This is a genomic window from Paraburkholderia graminis (assembly GCF_003330785.1).
Classification (GTDB): domain Bacteria; phylum Pseudomonadota; class Gammaproteobacteria; order Burkholderiales; family Burkholderiaceae; genus Paraburkholderia; species Paraburkholderia graminis.
The window spans coordinates 3,267,753-3,283,850 of sequence record NZ_CP024934.1 but is presented as its reverse complement, the minus strand read 5'-3'; the positions used below and the strand labels follow the sequence as shown (position 1 = coordinate 3,283,850).

Below are 16,098 nucleotides of genomic sequence, written 5' to 3'. Positions count from 1 at the left end.
GCACCACACAAGCAACACGCAAGCATTACACGGAGACACATCATGGCAAGCGTAACTCTGCGCAATATCCGGAAGGCTTACGACGACACCGAGGTGATGCGCGACATCAACCTCGACATCGCGGACGGCGAGTTCGTCGTGTTCGTCGGCCCGAGCGGCTGCGGTAAATCGACCCTGATGCGGATGATCGCCGGCCTCGAAGACATCAGCGCCGGCGATCTCACCATCGACGGGACACGCATGAACGATGTGCCGCCCGCAAAGCGCGGCATCGCGATGGTGTTTCAGTCGTACGCGCTGTATCCGCACATGACGCTGTACGACAACATGGCGTTCGGCCTGAAACTCGCGGGCACGAAGAAGCCTGAGATCGACGCGGCCGTGCGCAATGCGGCGAAGATTCTGCATATCGATCATCTGCTCGATCGCAAGCCGAAGCAGCTTTCGGGCGGCCAGCGTCAGCGCGTCGCGATTGGCCGCGCGATCACGCGCAAGCCGAAGGTCTTTCTGTTCGACGAACCGCTGTCGAATCTCGACGCCGCTTTGCGCGTGAAAATGCGCCTCGAATTCGCGCGTCTGCATGACGAACTGAAGACCACGATGATCTACGTGACGCACGATCAGGTCGAAGCGATGACGCTTGCGGACAAGATCGTCGTGTTGTCGGCGGGCAATCTCGAACAGGTGGGCAGTCCGACAATGCTGTATCACGCGCCGGCCAATCGTTTTGTCGCGGGCTTTATCGGTTCGCCGAAAATGAATTTCATGGAAGGCGTGGTGCAGTCGGTCACGCACGACGGCGTGACGGTGCGCTACGAAACCGGCGAGACGCAGCGCGTCGCTGTTGAACCGGCTTCGGTAAAGCAGGGCGACAAGGTGACGGTCGGCATTCGTCCCGAGCATCTGCATGTCGGCATGACGGATGACGGCGTGTCGGCCCGCACGATGGCCGTCGAATCGCTCGGCGACGCCGCGTATCTGTATGCGGAGTCGAGCGTGGCGCCGGATGGTTTGATCGCGCGCATTCCGCCGCTCGAACGTCATGCGAAGGGCGAGACGCAGAAGCTCGGCGCGACGCCCGAGCATTGTCATCTGTTCGATAGCGACGGTAAGGCGTTCCAGCGCAAGATCGTCGAAGTGCTGGCGGCCTGAGTTCTACGCGCTAGAAGAGGGGCGTGCGCCGCTTCACGCCTCCAGCGCGGCTCGCGCGCACAGCTCATCGGTGACGAGTCCTGACAGCCAGCCGCCCTTGAGCACGGCGATCAGCGCCTCGCGCTTGCGCTTGCCGCCCGCGAAGCCAATGGTGGGCCGCTGCGGCGGCGAGTCGATTGAAATGCTGGTCACGCGCCGGCCTGTGGGCGACTCGACACGCGCGCCGGCGGCATTAATTGGCAGTCCGAGCATTTCCGCCACCGCACCGCCTTGCACCAGCTCTTTTACTTCCGCCGATGTAATAAAGCCGTCTTCGTGCAGCGGGCATTTCGGCCCGATATTGCCGATGCCCACGAACGCGACATCCGCCTCGGCCGACAACGATTCGACGATCCGATACAGCCGGTGATTGCACCACTGCGCACGTTCGGCCTCGCTATCGGCGATCAACGGCGCGGGCAGCAGGAAGTGCTTGCCGCCCGTCTTCTCCGAAATGTGCAGCGCGACGTCATAGCGGTTCGAGGAGCCGTCCTGGGCGATCGCTCCTACCATCGATACCAACCGATGCTGCGGACGGTCTAGCTGCGCGATCTGATCGACCGCGGCTTTGAGCGTCCGGCCGCTGCTGACGGCGACCACCATCGGCTTTTCTTCCGTGAGGTAACGCTCCATCACCTGCGCGCCGGCTACCGCGAGTTTGCGGTCGACTTCCTCGGGCGTGTCGCTGTCGATGGGCACGACTTCGCACATCGACAGGCCATAGCGTTTGGACAACTGATCGGCAAGCGACAGGCAGTCCGCCAGTTGATGATCGACACGCACGCGGATCAGGTTCTTTTCCACCGCGAACGCGACGAGCCGCTGCGCAACCGGGCGCGACACCTGGAGCTTCTCGGCGATCTCGTTCTGCGTATTGCCCGCGACGTAGTAAAGCCACGCGGCGCGAGTAGCAAGGTCTAATTTTTCTGTGGACTTGGGCACGGTGACGATCCGCTTGAAGGGCGCCGATGATAGCAGCCGGTTCATGCATGCCGATGCATCACGATGCGTGGCGGCACGGCCGGCTGCGGTTTGCGCTGCGTTGCTATGCGCCTGGATGAGCGCCTAGATGAGCCGCTCGCGAGCGGAGTCAAAAAGCGGCCGCACATGACGGTACAGCGCACGATAAGCGTCGAGCCGCGCGCGCAATTCGGCATGACGGCGCGCGTTCGGCGTGAACTCTTTTTCGATCGGCGGTTTGGCGAGCACGATCGCCGGATCGCCGCCCGCTGCGAGCCAGCCGAGGCGCGCAGCGCCGAGCGCCGCGCCTGTCTCGCCGCCGCCGTGCTTGCGCGTCGCGGTGTCGAGCGCGTCGGCGAGCAGTTGCGCCCAGTAGTCGCTGCGCGCGCCGCCGCCTAACAGCGAGAACGCTTTCGCTTCGGTGCCGGCCGCGCGCAGTGCGTCGAGGCCGTCGGTGAGCGCGAGCGTCACACCTTCGAGCACCGCGTAGCCGAGCAACGCGCGATCCGTCGCGTGATTCATGCCGAAGAAAACGCCCTGCGCGTAGGGGTCGTTGTGCGGCGTGCGTTCGCCCGACAGATACGGCAAGAAGAGCGGCGCGGTGTTGAGCGCATCCGCTGGCAGCGCTTCGATTTCGGCGAGCAGCGTGGGTTCGTCGGTCGAGGTGAGCTTGCAGACCCAGCGCAGACAGCTCGCCGCGGATAGCACCACGCTCATCTGATGCCAGCGGTCGGGAATCGCGTGGCAGAACGCGTGGACAGCGGACGCGGGATTCGGCCGGAAGCTGTCGCCCACCACGCACAACACGCCCGACGTGCCGAGCGACACGAAGCCGTCGCCCGGCTGCGTCGCGCCGATGCCGATGGCGCTCGTCGCATTGTCGCCGCCGCCGGCCGCGACGATCACGCCATCGCTCAAGCCCAGTTCCCGCGCGACCTCGGGCAGCAATGTGCCGGACGGCGCGCTGCCTTCGGCGAGCGCCGGCATCTGCGCGCGCGTCATGTTACAGGCGGCGAGCAGCGAATCGGACCAGTCGCGTTTCGCGACATCGAGCCACAACGTGCCGGCCGCATCCGATGGATCGGACACCTTGCCGCCGGTCAGTTGCAGACGCAAGTAGTCTTTCGGCAGCAGCACGCAGGCGGTGCGCGCAAAGATGTCGGGCTCGTGACGCGCGACCCACAGCAGCTTCGGCGCGGTGAACCCTGGCATCGCAAGATTGCCGGCCACGCTATGCAAATCGGGCGCGCGCTCCGTGAGCTCGGCGCACTCCTTGTCGCTGCGCATGTCGTTCCACAGGATCGCGGGCCGCAGCACGCGGTTCTCCGCGTCGAGCAGCACCGCGCCGTGCATCTGCCCGGACAGGCCGATGCCGCGAATCTGCGCGAACTCGTCGGGATGCTTCGCGCGCAGTGCGGCGAGCGCGCTTTGCGTGCCCGTCCACCAGTCTTCGGGATTCTGCTCGGCCCAGCGCTGATGCGGGCGCGAAACGGTGAATGGCGAGCCGGCGGTGCCGATCACGCGTCCCGTCGACGCGAGCAGCAGGACTTTCACTTCGGACGTGCCGAGGTCGATGCCGAGATACATGGGCGCGAAACCTTCGTCGTTGGAGATGCGCTACTTTAGCCGCACGCCGCGCGCGGTGCCATGCGCATTAAGCCTGGCACCGCGCGAATCCGGCTGGTGTGTTTGCGGCGTGGCTTACGCCTGACCGCGTTTTGCGAGCCACACGTCGACGCGCGCGAGCGCGCCGGCCAGCGCCGATTCGAGCTCCTGCGCCGCGGCCATGCTGCCCCACAGCAGACGGTCGGCGGCGAACGCCTGCAACGGATCGGGCGCCGCGAAGAAGCCGCGCGCGACGCGCTCGTCCATCACGCCGTCCTGATACGTGTAGGGCAGCGTGCCCGTCTGCCAGCGTTCGAGGAAGCGGAAGAACAGCGCGGGCAGCATCGCGGTGGCCGCGGGCGTGACGCCTCGCTCGAAACATTCGGCGAGCGTCGGCGCGATGAAGCCAGGCAGTTTGGAGAAGCCGTCCGCCGCGACGCGCTGGTTCGTGTCCTGGATATAAGGATTGCCGAAGCGCTCGAGCACGACATCGCGATAGCGTTCGAGATCGAGCGGACTCGGCGAGAGACAGGGGATCACATCCTGCGTCACGTAATCGAATGCGAACTGGCGGATGTCCGCGTCGTGCGTGCCTTCGTGAATGTAGTCGAGACCGACCAACGTGCCCGCCCACGCAATACAGCTATGCGTCGCGTTGAGAATGCGGATCTTCGCTTCTTCATAGGGCAGCACCGAGTCGACCAGTTCCGCGCCGACTTTCTCCCACGCGGGACGCCCGGCGATGAAGTGCTCCTCGATCACCCATTGGATAAACGCTTCGCCCATCACCGGGCACGCGTCGTCGACACCGGTTGCGGCCTTTACGCGTTCGCGCACGTCCGGCGTCGGGCGCGGCGTGATACGGTCGACCATCGAACTCGGGCACGCGGTGTTGTCGTCGAACCACTGCGCGAGTTCGTCCGCGCCGCGCAGCTCCAGAAACGCGCTCATGCCCGCATGGAAACGCTCGCCGTTGCGGCGCAGGTTGTCGCACGTTTGCAGCGTGACGGGGCCCGCGCCGGCTTTCATGCGCGCGTCGAGAATGGCGGCCAGCGCGCCGTAGATGGTCGTGTGTCCACCTTTGAGATCGGTTGCGAGATCGGGATTCGCGGTGTCGAGCTGGTCGTGTTCGTCGAGGTAATAACCGCCTTCGGTGACGGTGAACGCAATGATCTTGCACGCGGGATCGGCGCCGGCTTCGATCAGCGTGTCGAGGCTTTGCGTCCACGGCAGCACGCGCTCGATCGAGCGGATCGTCTCGTAAGCGCGCTCGCCTTGCGGCGTGACGGTCTCGAGCGTATAGACGCCGTCTTGCGCGGCCAGTGCTTCGAGCACCGCATTCATGTCGCTGCGAATATTGCCGACGGTGAGCGACCAGTGCGGTTCGCCCGGCAGCTTCGCTTCGTTCAATCGGTGGAGATACCACGCCTGATGCGCGCGATGAAACGACCCCGCGCCGATATGCAGGATCACCTGTGCGGCGTCGCCGCTGCCTTGCCCGCTGCTCATTGTGCGTCTCCATCTGTCTGGGCTGTTGCGCGGCTTGTCGCGCGCATTTATTGGTCGTTAGAGCATTTGCTCTGTATGTGAGCGAATGATCGTACCCGCTGAAACGAAAGTCAAGGCGGCCACAGGATGTTTTCGTGGCGCGGCGCGGCGGGGCACGGCTGCAACGCATCACGAATCGCGTCGATACATGCTTCGTGGCGCGCTTCATCGGCTCTTTTGCATTGCATCATTCTTGACCTTGCGCGCGTCGGGACTTACCCGAATGCAAAAAAGTATCGGTACGCGGTTTCATTTTTAGTGGTGGCGCGCGCGTTTCAAGACTACTTTTCGCTATACAAGACGAAGACGAGCGGCATCTCCCTTGAGCCGCTCCATGGAGGCAGACAGTGCAACCCGATCTGGAGATCGTGGCCGTACGCCGCGACGAGTCGTTCAAAGTGTGGTCGCACGGCTATCCGTATCGCACGGTACGCTGGCACTTTCATCCCGAGTACGAGATTCATCTGATCGTGGCGACGACCGGCAAGATGTTCGTCGGCGATCACATCAGCAGCTTCGCGCCGGGCAATCTCGTGTTGATGGGTCCGAACCTGCCGCATAACTGGGTGAGCGATGTGCCCGAAGGCGAGAACATCGCGCAGCGCAATCTCGTCGTGCAGTTCGGCCAGGAGTTCGTGTCGAGTTGTCTTGAGAGTTTTCCCGAGTGGCGTCAGGTGGAGGCGCTCCTTGCGGACTCGCGCCGCGGCGTGTCGTTCGGCGCGCGCACAAGTGCGGCGATTCAGCCGCTTTTTCTCGAACTATTGGGCGCGCGGGGATTGCGCCGCCTCGTGCTCTTCATGTCGATGCTCGAAATCCTTATGAGCGCCGAAGACCGCGAGACGCTCGCGAGTCCCGCGTATCAGGCCGATCCGACGGGCTTCGCGTCGACGCGCATCAACCATGTGCTTTCGTATATCGGCAAGAACCTCGCGAACGATTTGCGCGAATCGGATCTCGCGCAACTGGCCGGCCAAAGTGTCAGTGCGTTTTCGCGTTATTTCCGCCGCCATACGGGCCTGCCGTTCGTGCAGTACGTGAACCGCATGCGCATCAATCTCGCGTGCCAGTTGCTGACCGATAGCGAACTGAGCGTGACCGACATCTGCTTCAAGGCTGGCTTTAATAACCTGTCGAATTTCAACCGGCAGTTTCTCGCGGTGAAGGGCATGGCGCCTTCGAAGTTTCGCCGCTATCAGCAATTGAACGACGCGAGCCGCGATGCTTCGGAAGAAGCGGCCGCGCGCGGAAGGGGCGTCGACGACGCGCCCGCCATCGTGCTCGCGCCAGGCTTGCCGCGTCCTGCCGCCGCTGCTTATCCGTCAACCTATCCACCGACGTAGCCTCTGCGTATTTCACCGCCGGGCTTTTCAGCAAGGCGCTTTGTTTCACCCGCGTTTCAACACGTATCGCGCTGTCCGCCGACAGCGTGACGGACGTGCTCACTTCAAAAACGGAGACAACCATGACGCAAACCCTCGTGACGCAATCCATCATCAAACAGGCATCGTTGAAGACATTCGCGAGCCTTGCATTCGGCCTCGCGCTGATCGCCGCGCCTGCCGCGCAGGCCGCACCGCTGAAGATCGGCATGACGTTTCAGGAACTGAACAATCCGTATTTCGTGACCATGCAGAAGGCGTTGAACGACGCCGCTGCGTCGACCGGTGCAACGGTAGTCGTCACCGACGCTCATCACGACGTGAGCAAACAGGTGAGCGACGTCGAAGACATGCTGCAGAAGAAGATCGACATTCTGCTCGTGAATCCGACCGATTCGACGGGCATTCAATCGGCGGTGACGTCGGCGAAAAAAGCGGGCGTGGTGGTGGTCGCAGTGGACGCGAACGCGAACGGTCCCGTCGATTCGTTCGTCGGCTCGAAGAACTTCGACGCGGGACAGATAGCTTGCGAGTACCTCGCCAAGTCGATTGGCGGCAGCGGCGAAGTGGCGATTCTCGACGGCATTCCGGTCGTGCCGATTCTCGAACGCGTGCGCGGCTGCAAGGCGGCGCTTGCGAAGGCGCCGGGCGTCAAGCTCGTGGATACGCAGAACGGCAAGCAGGAACGCGCGACCGCACTGTCCGTCACCGAGAACATGATTCAGGCGCACCCGAACCTGAAGGGCATCTTCAGCGTGAACGACGGTGGATCGATGGGCGCGCTCTCCGCAATTGAGTCATCGGGTAAGGACATCAAGCTGACGAGCGTCGACGGCGCGCCCGAAGCGATTGCCGCGATTCAAAAGCCGAATTCGAAATTCATCGAGACGTCAGCGCAGTTTCCTGCCGACCAGGTGCGCATTGCACTCGGCATCGCCTACGCGAAGAAGTGGGGCGCCAATGTACCGAAAGCGATTCCCGTCGACGTGAAGATGATCGACAAGAGCAACGCGAAGGGTTTTAGCTGGTAAGCCCAATGCCCGCCGCGCTGTGTTTGCGGTGGTCGATGCGAACACGGCGGCGGGCAGTGATGGAGCACCCGATGGACACGATATTGAAACTCGAGAACATCAGCAAAAGTTTTCCGGGCGTGAAGGCGCTGCAAGGCATTCACCTCGAGATAGCGCGCGGCGAAATCCACGCGCTGCTCGGCGAAAACGGCGCGGGCAAGTCGACGCTGATGAAGATTCTGTGCGGCATTTATCAGCCGGACGAAGGCACGATCACGATCGACGGCGAGCCGCGGCACTTTGCAAATTATCACGACGCGGTCGCTGCGGGCGTCGGCATCGTGTTTCAGGAATTCAGCCTGATTCCGTACTTGAATGCAGTGGAGAACATCTTTCTCGGCCGCGAAATGAAGAACGGCCTGGGCCTGCTCGAACGCGGCAAGATGCGGCGCGCGGCGGCCGATATATTCGCGCGGCTCGGCGTGTCGATTGATCTGTCCGTGCCGATTCGTGAACTGTCGGTTGCGCAGCAGCAGTTCGTCGAGATCGGCAAGGCGTTGTCGCTCGAAGCGCGCATTCTGATTCTCGACGAACCGACCGCGACGCTCACGCCCGCCGAAGCAGAGCATCTCTTTGCCATCATGCGCGACCTGAAAAAGCAGGGCGTCGCGATGATTTTCATCTCGCATCACCTGGAGGAAATCTTCGAGGTCTGCGACCGCATTACCGTGCTGCGCGACGGTCAGTATGTCGGCATGACCGATGTCGCGCAGTCCGACGTGAGCCGGCTTGTCGAAATGATGGTGGGACGCCGCATCGAAAGCAGTTTTCCGCCGAAGCCGCCGCTGCGCTCCGACGCGAAGATCGTGCTGGACGTACAGAAGCTGCAGTTGCATAAAGACAGCCCGGTGCTGCAATTCACGCTGCGCGAAGGCGAGATTCTCGGTTTCGCGGGACTGGTCGGTTCTGGCCGCACCGAGACCGCGCTCGCCGTGATCGGCGCGGACGCGGCGTATGCGAAGGAGATTCGCATCAACGGCGAGGCCGCGAAACTGTCGGACCCGGCCGACGCGTTGCGCGCGGGCGTCGGCATTCTTCCTGAAAGCCGCAAGACGGAAGGGCTGATTACGGACTTCTCGATCAAGCAGAACATCTCGATCAATAACCTCGGCAAGTATCGCTCGCTGCGATTTTTTATCGATCAGCGCAGCGAAGCGCGCGCCACCGCCGACATCATGAAACGCGTCGGCGTGAAAGCACCGACCATGCATACGGAAGTCGCCACGCTGTCGGGCGGCAACCAGCAGAAAGTCGTGATCGCGCGCTGGCTGAACCATCACACCAACATCCTCATCTTCGACGAACCGACGCGCGGTATCGACGTCGGCGCGAAGGCGGAGATCTATCTGCTGATGCGCGAACTCACCGCGCGCGGCTATTCGATCATCATGATTTCGTCGGAACTGCCGGAGATCGTGGGCATGTGCGACCGCGTCGCCGTGTTCCGGCAAGGCCGCATCGAAGCGCTGCTCGAAGGCGATCAGATCGACTCGAACGCCGTGATGACCTATGCAACCGCCGGCACTCGTGGAGCCCTGCATGAACACGCCTAATCCTTCTTCGCCGCCGAAAACGTCGAGCGTCAGCGGCAATACGCCCGGCGCACCCGTGCGCTTCACCTGGGCCGCGTTGAAGCGCTCGACGCTCTTCTATCCGTTCGTCGGTTTGCTCGTGGTTTGCATCGTGATGGTGTTCGCGAGCGACAGCTTTCTCTCCGGCGCGAACATCGAGAACGTGCTGCGCCAGGTGTCGATCAACGCGATCATCGCGGTCGGTATGACGTGCGTGATTCTCACGGGGGGCATCGATCTGTCGGTCGGCTCGGTGATGGCGCTTTCGGGCACGCTCGCCGCGGGACTGATGGTGGCCGGCATGAACGCAGTTGCCGCGTTGGCGGTTGGCGTTGCGGTGGGTCTCGGCTTCGGCGCGGCCAATGGTTTCTTCGTCGCGTTCGCCGGCATGCCGCCGATCATCGTCACGCTCGCGACGATGGGCATCGCGCGCGGCCTCGCACTCATCTATACGGGCGGCTATCCGATCGACGGCTTGCCCGAGTGGGTCAGCTTCTTCGGCAGCGGCAAGATTCTCGGCATTCAGGCGCCCGTCGTGATCATGGCGGTGATCTATGTGATCGCGTGGGTGCTGCTCGAACGCATGCCGTTTGGCCGCTACGTGTATGCGATTGGCGGCAATGAACAGGCGACGCGTCTGTCCGGCGTGCGCGTAGCGCGCGTGAAACTGATCGTCTACACGATTGCAGGGTTGACGTCTTCGTTTGCCGCCATCGTGTTGACCGCGCGTTTGATGAGCGGCCAGCCGAATGCGGGCGTGGGCTTCGAACTCGACGCCATCGCGGCCGTCGTGATGGGCGGCACGTCGATCTCCGGCGGACGCGGTTCGATTATCGGCACGTTGATCGGCGCGCTGCTGCTCGGTGTGCTGAACAACGGACTCAACATGGTCGGCGTGAATCCGTATGTGCAGAACGTGATCAAAGGCGGAATTATTCTGCTCGCGATTTACATCAGCCGTGACCGCAGAAAGTAACGCTTTCTTCTCCATTGATTTTCACTTCCGGCAGGATCATGCAATGACGAATGAATTCACTCCATCCGACAAGCAGGACATGACGGCGATTGTCTGCCACGCACCGAAAGACTATCGCGTCGAACAGGTAGCGAAGCCGCGCGCGCGAGCGCATGAACTGGTGATCCGCATCGCCGCATGCGGGATCTGCGCGAGCGATTGCAAATGCCATTCGGGCGCGAAGATGTTCTGGGGCGGGCCGAGTCCGTGGGTTAAAGCGCCGGTGATTCCGGGGCACGAGTTCTTCGGCTTCGTGCAGGAACTCGGCGAAGGCGCGGCAGAACATTTCGGCGTGAAGGTCGGCGACCGCGTGATCGCCGAGCAGATCGTGCCTTGCGGCAAGTGCCGTTATTGCAAATCCGGCCAGTACTGGATGTGCGAAGTGCACAACATCTTCGGCTTTCAGCGCGAAGTCGCCGACGGCGGCATGGCCGAGTACATGCGTATTCCGCCGACCGCCATCGTCCATAAGATTCCGGACGGCATTTCACTCGAAGACGCCGCTATCATCGAACCGCTGGCGTGCGCGATTCACACGGTCAATCGCGGGGATGTGCAGTTGGATGACGTGGTCGTGATTGCAGGCGCAGGTCCGCTCGGTTTGATGATGACGCAAGTCGCGCATCTGAAAACGCCGAAGAAACTCGTCGTGATCGATCTGGTGGAAGAGCGTCTCGCACTCGCGCGCGAGTATGGCGCGGACGTGACGATCAACCCGAAACAGGACGACGCGCTCGCGATCATCCATTCGCTCACTGACGGCTACGGCTGCGACGTCTATATTGAAACGACCGGCGCGCCGGTCGGCGTCAATCAGGGCATGGATCTGATCCGCAAGCTCGGGCGCTTCGTCGAGTTCTCCGTGTTCGGCGCGGATACGACACTCGACTGGTCGGTGATCGGCGACCGCAAGGAACTCGATGTACGCGGCGCGCACCTCGGACCGTATTGCTATCCGATTGCAATCGATCTGCTCGCGCGCGGACTCGTGACGTCGAAAGGCATCGTCACACACGGCTTTTCTCTGGAAGAATGGGACGAGGCGATCAAGGTCGCCGATTCGCTGGATTCGATCAAGGTGCTGATGAAGCCGCGCGCGTAAGCGCCGGCATCTACTGAAGCGCAGCGCTACAACAACGGAGACTGTATGGAATACGTCATCGGCGTCGACATCGGCACGCAGAGCACCAAGGCGCTGCTGGTCGATCGGCACGGCGCTATCGTTGCGCAACACGCGTCGAGCTATCAGCCGGATACGCCGAAGCCGTTATGGGCCGAGCAATGGCCGGCGGTGTGGTTCAAGGCGGTCACCGAATGCATTGCCGCGTGCGTGCAGAAGGCGAAACAGGCGGGCGTCGCGGCGGATTCCATCAAGGCCGTGTGCGTGAGCAGCCTGTATGGCGGCTCGGGCATTCCCGCCGATAGCGAGATGCGGCCGCTTTATCCGTGTCTGATATGGATGGACCGGCGCGCAACCGATCAGGTCGAATGGGTGCGCCGCAACGTCGACCTCGAGCGGCTGTACGCGATCACCGGCAATGGCGTGGACAGCTACTACGGCTACACGAAGATGCTGTGGCTGCGCGATCACGAGCCCGACGTATGGGCGCAAACGCGTTACTTCCTGCCGCCGAACGCGTATGTGATCTACATGCTGACGGGCGAAGTCGCGGTCGACCACAGCTCGGCGGGCAACATCGGCGGCATCTACGATATTGCGCAGCGCGACTGGTCCGACGAGGCGCTCGACATGCTCGGCATTCCCGCGACGATGATGCCGGAGCGGCTCGTCGATTCGTCGGAAGTCGTCGGCGGGTTGCTGTCGCAATGGACCGGACAGCTCGGACTCGCGGCAGGCACGTCGATCGTGGCGGGCGGCGTGGACGCCGCGGTCGCGACGTTCGCCGCGGGCGTGAGCCGCGCCGGTCAACATGTCGCGATGATCGGCACGAGCATGTGCTGGGGCTACATCAATCAGACGGTCGATGCGCGCCACGGATTGATCAGCATGCCTCACGTTTTCAACGGGCAGCGCGACATCTATGTGTTCGGCGGCGCGATTACCGCGGGCGCGTCGGTGACGTGGTATCGCGATCAGTTCTGTCATGCCGAAATGGAAGCCGCGCGCGCGACGCCGCATGGCGATCCGCATCGTCTGCTCGAAGACAATGCGTCGAAAGTGCCGGCGGGATCGGATGGCGTGATGTTTTTGCCTTATCTGATGGGCGAACGCAGCCCCGTGTGGGACGCCAAGGCGAGCGGCGCGTTCGTCGGCCTGAGCCTTTTTCATACGCGGGCGCACTTGTATCGCGCGGTGCTCGAGGGCGTGTCGTTTGCGTTGAAGCACAACATCGAGGCCGGACGCCAGGGAGCGCAGTCGTTGGAGGACAAGCTGATCGTGGTCGGCGGCGCCGCGCATTCGGACTTGTGGATGCAGATCATCGCCGACATCACCGGCTATCCGGTCTATACGATCGAGCAGGAAGTGGAGGCGGCGATGGGCGCCGCGTTGCTCGCCGCGCTCGGCGTCGGGCTGATTTCGCGCGAGGCGGCGCAGGGCGGCTGGATCACGCTGATCGAGCGCGCACAACCGGACGCCGCGCGAATGGCGCGTTACGAAGAGCGCTTCGGCATCTATAAAGACCTGTATCCGGCATTGAAGCCGGTCATGCATCGCTTGCAAACATCATGAATGCTACTTTCGATTTTTCCGGCCGCTCGATATTCGTAACGGGCGCATCGAGTGGAATAGGGCGCGCGACGGTCGAGATGTTGTGCGCGAGCGGTGCCGATGTCGTCGCGGCGGCGCGCAATGCGAACGAGCTTGCGCGTCTCGCCGAAGAAACCGGCTGCGAGCCGTTGAAGCTCGACGTCAGCGACGAAGCCGCAATCAACGAAGCGTTTCTATCGCTCGGTGCTTTCGACGGTCTGGTGAATTGCGCGGGCATTGCGTTGCTCGAGCGCGCGGTGGAGACAACGGCCGCGAGTTTCGATCGTGTGATGGCGGTGAACGCGCGCGGCGCGGCGCTGGTGGCGAAGCATGTGGCGCGAGGGATGATCGACGCGAAGCGGGCCGGCAGTATCGTGAACGTTTCGAGCCAGGCGGCGCTTGTCGCGCTTGACGATCACCTGAGCTATTCGGCTTCGAAGGCTGCGCTCGATGCGATCACGCGGGCTTTGTGCATCGAGTTGGGGCCGTTTGGGATTCGTGTGAATAGCGTGAATCCGACTGTTACGCTGACGCCGATGGCTGTGCAGGCGTGGAGCGATCCTATCAAGCGCGAGCCTGCACTTAAGGCTATTCCGCTTGGGAGGTTTGCCGAGCCGGTTGAAGTGGCTTCGGTGGTGGCGTTCTTGTTGAGCGATGCGGCTTCTATGGTGAGTGGGGTTTCGCTGGCGGTTGATGGGGGATTTGTGGCGCGGTGACATTTACTGGTGCGGCGCGTGCGGCGCCGCTCGAGACATGACTGTCTTGTCACTAACGAGCGAAGCGGGTTAGACAAAAACCCGCCGCAGCTCGTCCCTACAACACCGTCCTGACATGCCAAAGCTCAGGAAACAAAACCACATCGAGCATCTTGCGCAGATAAGGCGCGCCACTGGTCCCGCCCGTCCCCTGCTTGAAGCCGATAATCCTCTCGACGGTAGTAACGTGCCGGAACCGCCACTGCCGGAAAGCGTCCTCGAGATCGACCAGTTCCTCGGCCATCTCATACAACTCCCAATGCTGCGAAGGATTGCGATACACCTCGAGCCAGGCCGCTTCGACGGAAGCATCGTGAACCGTGGGCTGTGTCCAGTCGCGCGCGAGCCGCGACGGCGAAATCGCAAAGCCGCGACGCGCAAGCAGCTTCACCACTTCGTCGTAGAACGACGGCGCTTCCAGTGACGCCTTCACCTCCGCAAGCACATCGGCACGATGCGCATGCGGCTTGAGCATCTGCTCGTTCTTGTTGCCGAGCAGAAACTCGATCTGCCGGTACTGATAAGACTGAAACCCCGACGAGCTGCCCAGGTAAGGCCGCATCGCCGTGTATTCGGAGGGCGTCATTGTCGCGAGCACGCTCCAGGCCTGCACGAGCTGCTCCATGATCCGCGAGACGCGCGCGAGCATCTTGAACGCCGGCGGCAACTCGTCGCGATGCACGGCGTCGAGCGCGGCGCGCAACTCGTACAGCGCGAGCTTCATCCACAATTCGCTGGTCTGATGCTGAATGATGAACAGCATCTCGTTGTGATCGGGCGACAACGGATGCTGCGCATTCAGCACCGTCCCGAGCGACAGATAATCGCCGTAACTCATCGAGCCGGAGAAGTCGAGCTGCGCGTCGTGCCAGCCATCCTCGGCTGAAGAAGCGTTCGTAGTAGTAGTCGCAGCGTCGGCGGACGCAGCGCTCCCATGACCGAACGGGCAACCTTGCGCGGGCTTTTCTTCGGGCAAGCCCGGCGTTTGCATGTGATCGTTCATCGTGCGCTCCTCAGGTCACGGCGCCGCGCGCGGCAAATTCCGGCGCGCGCCAGGTCTCGCGCGCGAGCACGTCGCGCAAGGTTTCGACGGCGTCCCATACATCCACGAAGCGCGTATAAAGCGGCGTAAAGCCGAAGCGCAGCACATGCGGCTCGCGATAATCGCCGATCACCCCACGCGCGATCAACGCCTGCATCACCTCATAGCCATGCGGATGCTCGAAGCTCGCATGCGAGCCGCGCTGCGAGTGCGCGCGCGGCGTGACGAGCTTCAGCGGAAACTCGCTGCAACGCGCTTCGACGAGTTCGATGAAGAGATCGGTCAGCGCCAGCGACTTGCGGCGAATCGCCTGCATGTCAGTCTGCAGAAACACGTCGAGCCCGCATTCGACGAGCGCCATCGACACCATCGGCTGCGTGCCGCACAAATAGCGGCCGACGCCCTGATCCGGCCGATACGTCGGGTTCATCTCGAACGGCGCGGCATGTCCCCACCAGCCGGACAGCGGCTGCGCAAAGTTATTCTGATGGCGCTTCGGCACCCACACGAACGCGGGCGAGCCCGGACCGCCGTTCAGGTACTTGTAGGTGCAGCCGACTGCGTAGTCGGCGCCGACGCCGTTCAGATCGACCGGCACCGCGCCCGCCGAATGCGCGAGGTCCCACAGCGCGAGCGCGCCCTTGTCGTGAATCAGCTTTGTCAGCGCGGCCATGTCGTGCATGTAGCCGGTGCGGTAGTTCACATGCGTGATCATCGCGATCGCGGTGTCGTCGCCGATTGCTTCGGGCAGATCCGACGGGTCGTCGACGAGACGCAGTTCATAGCCGCGGTCGAGCTGCTCGATCACGCCCTGCGCGATGTACAGGTCGGACGGAAAATTCGAACGCTCGGACACGATCACACGCCGCTTGGGGTCGCGCGCGTCGGCGAGCCGCAGTGCGGCGGACAGCACCTTGAAGAGGTTGATCGAAATCGTATCGGTGACGACGACTTCGTCCTCGGCGGCGCCGATCAGCGGCGCGAGTTTATTGCCCAAGCGACGCGGCAGCGCGAACCAGCCCGCCGCGTTCCAGCTGCGGATCAAACCCTCGCCCCATTCGGCGGCGATCACGGTTTGCGCGCGTTGCGCGGCGGCGGCCGGCGGCACGCCGAGCGAATTGCCGTCGAGGTAGATAGTGGTCGACGACAGCGCGAACTGGTCGCGCAGTGTCGCGAGCGGGTCGGCGCTGTCGAGCGCCAAGGCTTCTTCGCGATGATTCATGGTGGTCTCGTTCGTTCGCGTATTGCGGAT

13 protein-coding genes are annotated in these 16,098 nt (G+C 62.8%); 8 read left to right on the top strand and 5 right to left on the bottom strand.

Annotation, left to right across the window (positions count from 1 at the left end; translation table 11 throughout):
• The first annotated feature begins 42 nt into the window (after positions 1–42).
• Positions 43–1,152, top strand: a complete 1,110-nt coding sequence (locus CUJ91_RS14635) for an ABC transporter ATP-binding protein (protein ID WP_029968138.1) — start codon at positions 43–45, stop codon at positions 1,150–1,152.
• Between the two features lie 33 nt (positions 1,153–1,185).
• On the opposite strand, the gene CUJ91_RS14630 is transcribed toward CUJ91_RS14635, so the two are convergent.
• The 3 genes from CUJ91_RS14630 to dalD all read right to left on the bottom strand — a co-directional run bounded on the left by CUJ91_RS14630 (position 1,186) and on the right by dalD (position 5,265).
• Complete coding sequence (locus tag CUJ91_RS14630) at positions 1,186–2,133, bottom strand: sugar-binding transcriptional regulator (RefSeq protein ID WP_029968136.1); 948 nt, start codon at positions 2,131–2,133, stop codon at positions 1,186–1,188.
• Between the two features lie 123 nt (positions 2,134–2,256).
• A complete protein-coding gene (gene xylB, locus CUJ91_RS14625) occupies positions 2,257–3,738 on the bottom strand; it encodes a xylulokinase (RefSeq protein WP_006050013.1) in 1,482 nt (493 codons plus the stop codon).
• Between the two features lie 114 nt (positions 3,739–3,852).
• Positions 3,853–5,265, bottom strand: a complete 1,413-nt coding sequence (gene dalD / locus CUJ91_RS14620; RefSeq protein ID WP_114156445.1) for a D-arabinitol 4-dehydrogenase — start codon at positions 5,263–5,265, stop codon at positions 3,853–3,855.
• A gap of 386 nt (positions 5,266–5,651) precedes the next feature.
• On the opposite strand from dalD, the gene CUJ91_RS14615 reads away from it, so the two are divergent.
• From CUJ91_RS14615 to CUJ91_RS14585, 7 genes are all read left to right on the top strand, one after another.
• Complete coding sequence (locus CUJ91_RS14615) at positions 5,652–6,644, top strand: AraC family transcriptional regulator (RefSeq protein ID WP_006050015.1); 993 nt, start codon at positions 5,652–5,654, stop codon at positions 6,642–6,644.
• 122 nt (positions 6,645–6,766) lie between these two features.
• A complete protein-coding gene (locus CUJ91_RS14610) occupies positions 6,767–7,714 on the top strand; it encodes an ABC transporter substrate-binding protein (protein WP_029968134.1) in 948 nt (315 codons plus the stop codon).
• 71 nt (positions 7,715–7,785) lie between these two features.
• A complete protein-coding gene (locus CUJ91_RS14605; protein ID WP_029968133.1) occupies positions 7,786–9,306 on the top strand; it encodes a sugar ABC transporter ATP-binding protein in 1,521 nt (506 codons plus the stop codon).
• Entirely contained in the window at positions 9,293–10,300 is a 1,008-nt protein-coding gene (locus CUJ91_RS14600; RefSeq protein WP_006050018.1) for an ABC transporter permease, read from the top strand. Before CUJ91_RS14605 ends, CUJ91_RS14600 begins: the two co-directional genes overlap by 14 nt.
• Positions 10,301–10,343: 43 nt before the next feature.
• The gene (locus CUJ91_RS14595) at positions 10,344–11,441 is read left to right on the top strand and encodes an alcohol dehydrogenase catalytic domain-containing protein (RefSeq protein WP_029968132.1); all 1,098 of its coding nucleotides are present in this window, start codon (positions 10,344–10,346) and stop codon (positions 11,439–11,441) included.
• 45 nt (positions 11,442–11,486) lie between these two features.
• Positions 11,487–13,031, top strand: a complete 1,545-nt coding sequence (locus tag CUJ91_RS14590; RefSeq protein WP_114156444.1) for an FGGY-family carbohydrate kinase — start codon at positions 11,487–11,489, stop codon at positions 13,029–13,031.
• Positions 13,028–13,765, top strand: a complete 738-nt coding sequence (locus CUJ91_RS14585) for an SDR family oxidoreductase (protein WP_029968131.1) — start codon at positions 13,028–13,030, stop codon at positions 13,763–13,765. The genes CUJ91_RS14590 and CUJ91_RS14585 overlap by 4 nt, the downstream gene beginning before the upstream one ends.
• Positions 13,766–13,862: 97 nt before the next feature.
• On the opposite strand, the gene kynA is transcribed toward CUJ91_RS14585, so the two are convergent.
• Both kynA and kynU read right to left on the bottom strand, forming a co-directional pair.
• Positions 13,863–14,807 carry a tryptophan 2,3-dioxygenase gene (kynA, locus tag CUJ91_RS14580; RefSeq protein WP_029968126.1) on the bottom strand — a complete coding sequence of 315 codons (945 nt, stop codon included), beginning with the start codon at positions 14,805–14,807 and terminating at the stop codon, positions 13,863–13,865.
• Between the two features lie 10 nt (positions 14,808–14,817).
• Entirely contained in the window at positions 14,818–16,068 is a 1,251-nt protein-coding gene (gene kynU / locus CUJ91_RS14575; protein WP_114156443.1) for a kynureninase, read from the bottom strand.
• Positions 16,069–16,098 lie beyond the last annotated feature (30 nt).

What these genes read in the sequence shown, in the direction of transcription:
- CUJ91_RS14635 (WP_029968138.1), top strand. Translation starts at nt 43, where the DNA reads ATGGCAAGCGTAACTCTGCGCAATATCCGGAAGGCTTACGACGACACC.
- xylB (WP_006050013.1), bottom strand. Translation starts at nt 3,738, where the DNA reads ATGTATCTCGGCATCGACCTCGGCACGTCCGAAGTGAAAGTCCTGCTG.
- dalD (WP_114156445.1), bottom strand. Translation starts at nt 5,265, where the DNA reads ATGAGCAGCGGGCAAGGCAGCGGCGACGCCGCACAGGTGATCCTGCAT.
- CUJ91_RS14610 (WP_029968134.1), top strand. Translation starts at nt 6,767, where the DNA reads ATGACGCAAACCCTCGTGACGCAATCCATCATCAAACAGGCATCGTTG.
- CUJ91_RS14605 (WP_029968133.1), top strand. Translation starts at nt 7,786, where the DNA reads ATGGACACGATATTGAAACTCGAGAACATCAGCAAAAGTTTTCCGGGC.
- CUJ91_RS14600 (WP_006050018.1), top strand. Translation starts at nt 9,293, where the DNA reads ATGAACACGCCTAATCCTTCTTCGCCGCCGAAAACGTCGAGCGTCAGC.
- CUJ91_RS14595 (WP_029968132.1), top strand. Translation starts at nt 10,344, where the DNA reads ATGACGAATGAATTCACTCCATCCGACAAGCAGGACATGACGGCGATT.
- CUJ91_RS14590 (WP_114156444.1), top strand. Translation starts at nt 11,487, where the DNA reads ATGGAATACGTCATCGGCGTCGACATCGGCACGCAGAGCACCAAGGCG.
- CUJ91_RS14585 (WP_029968131.1), top strand. Translation starts at nt 13,028, where the DNA reads ATGAATGCTACTTTCGATTTTTCCGGCCGCTCGATATTCGTAACGGGC.
- kynA (WP_029968126.1), bottom strand. Translation starts at nt 14,807, where the DNA reads ATGAACGATCACATGCAAACGCCGGGCTTGCCCGAAGAAAAGCCCGCG.
- kynU (WP_114156443.1), bottom strand. Translation starts at nt 16,068, where the DNA reads ATGAATCATCGCGAAGAAGCCTTGGCGCTCGACAGCGCCGACCCGCTC.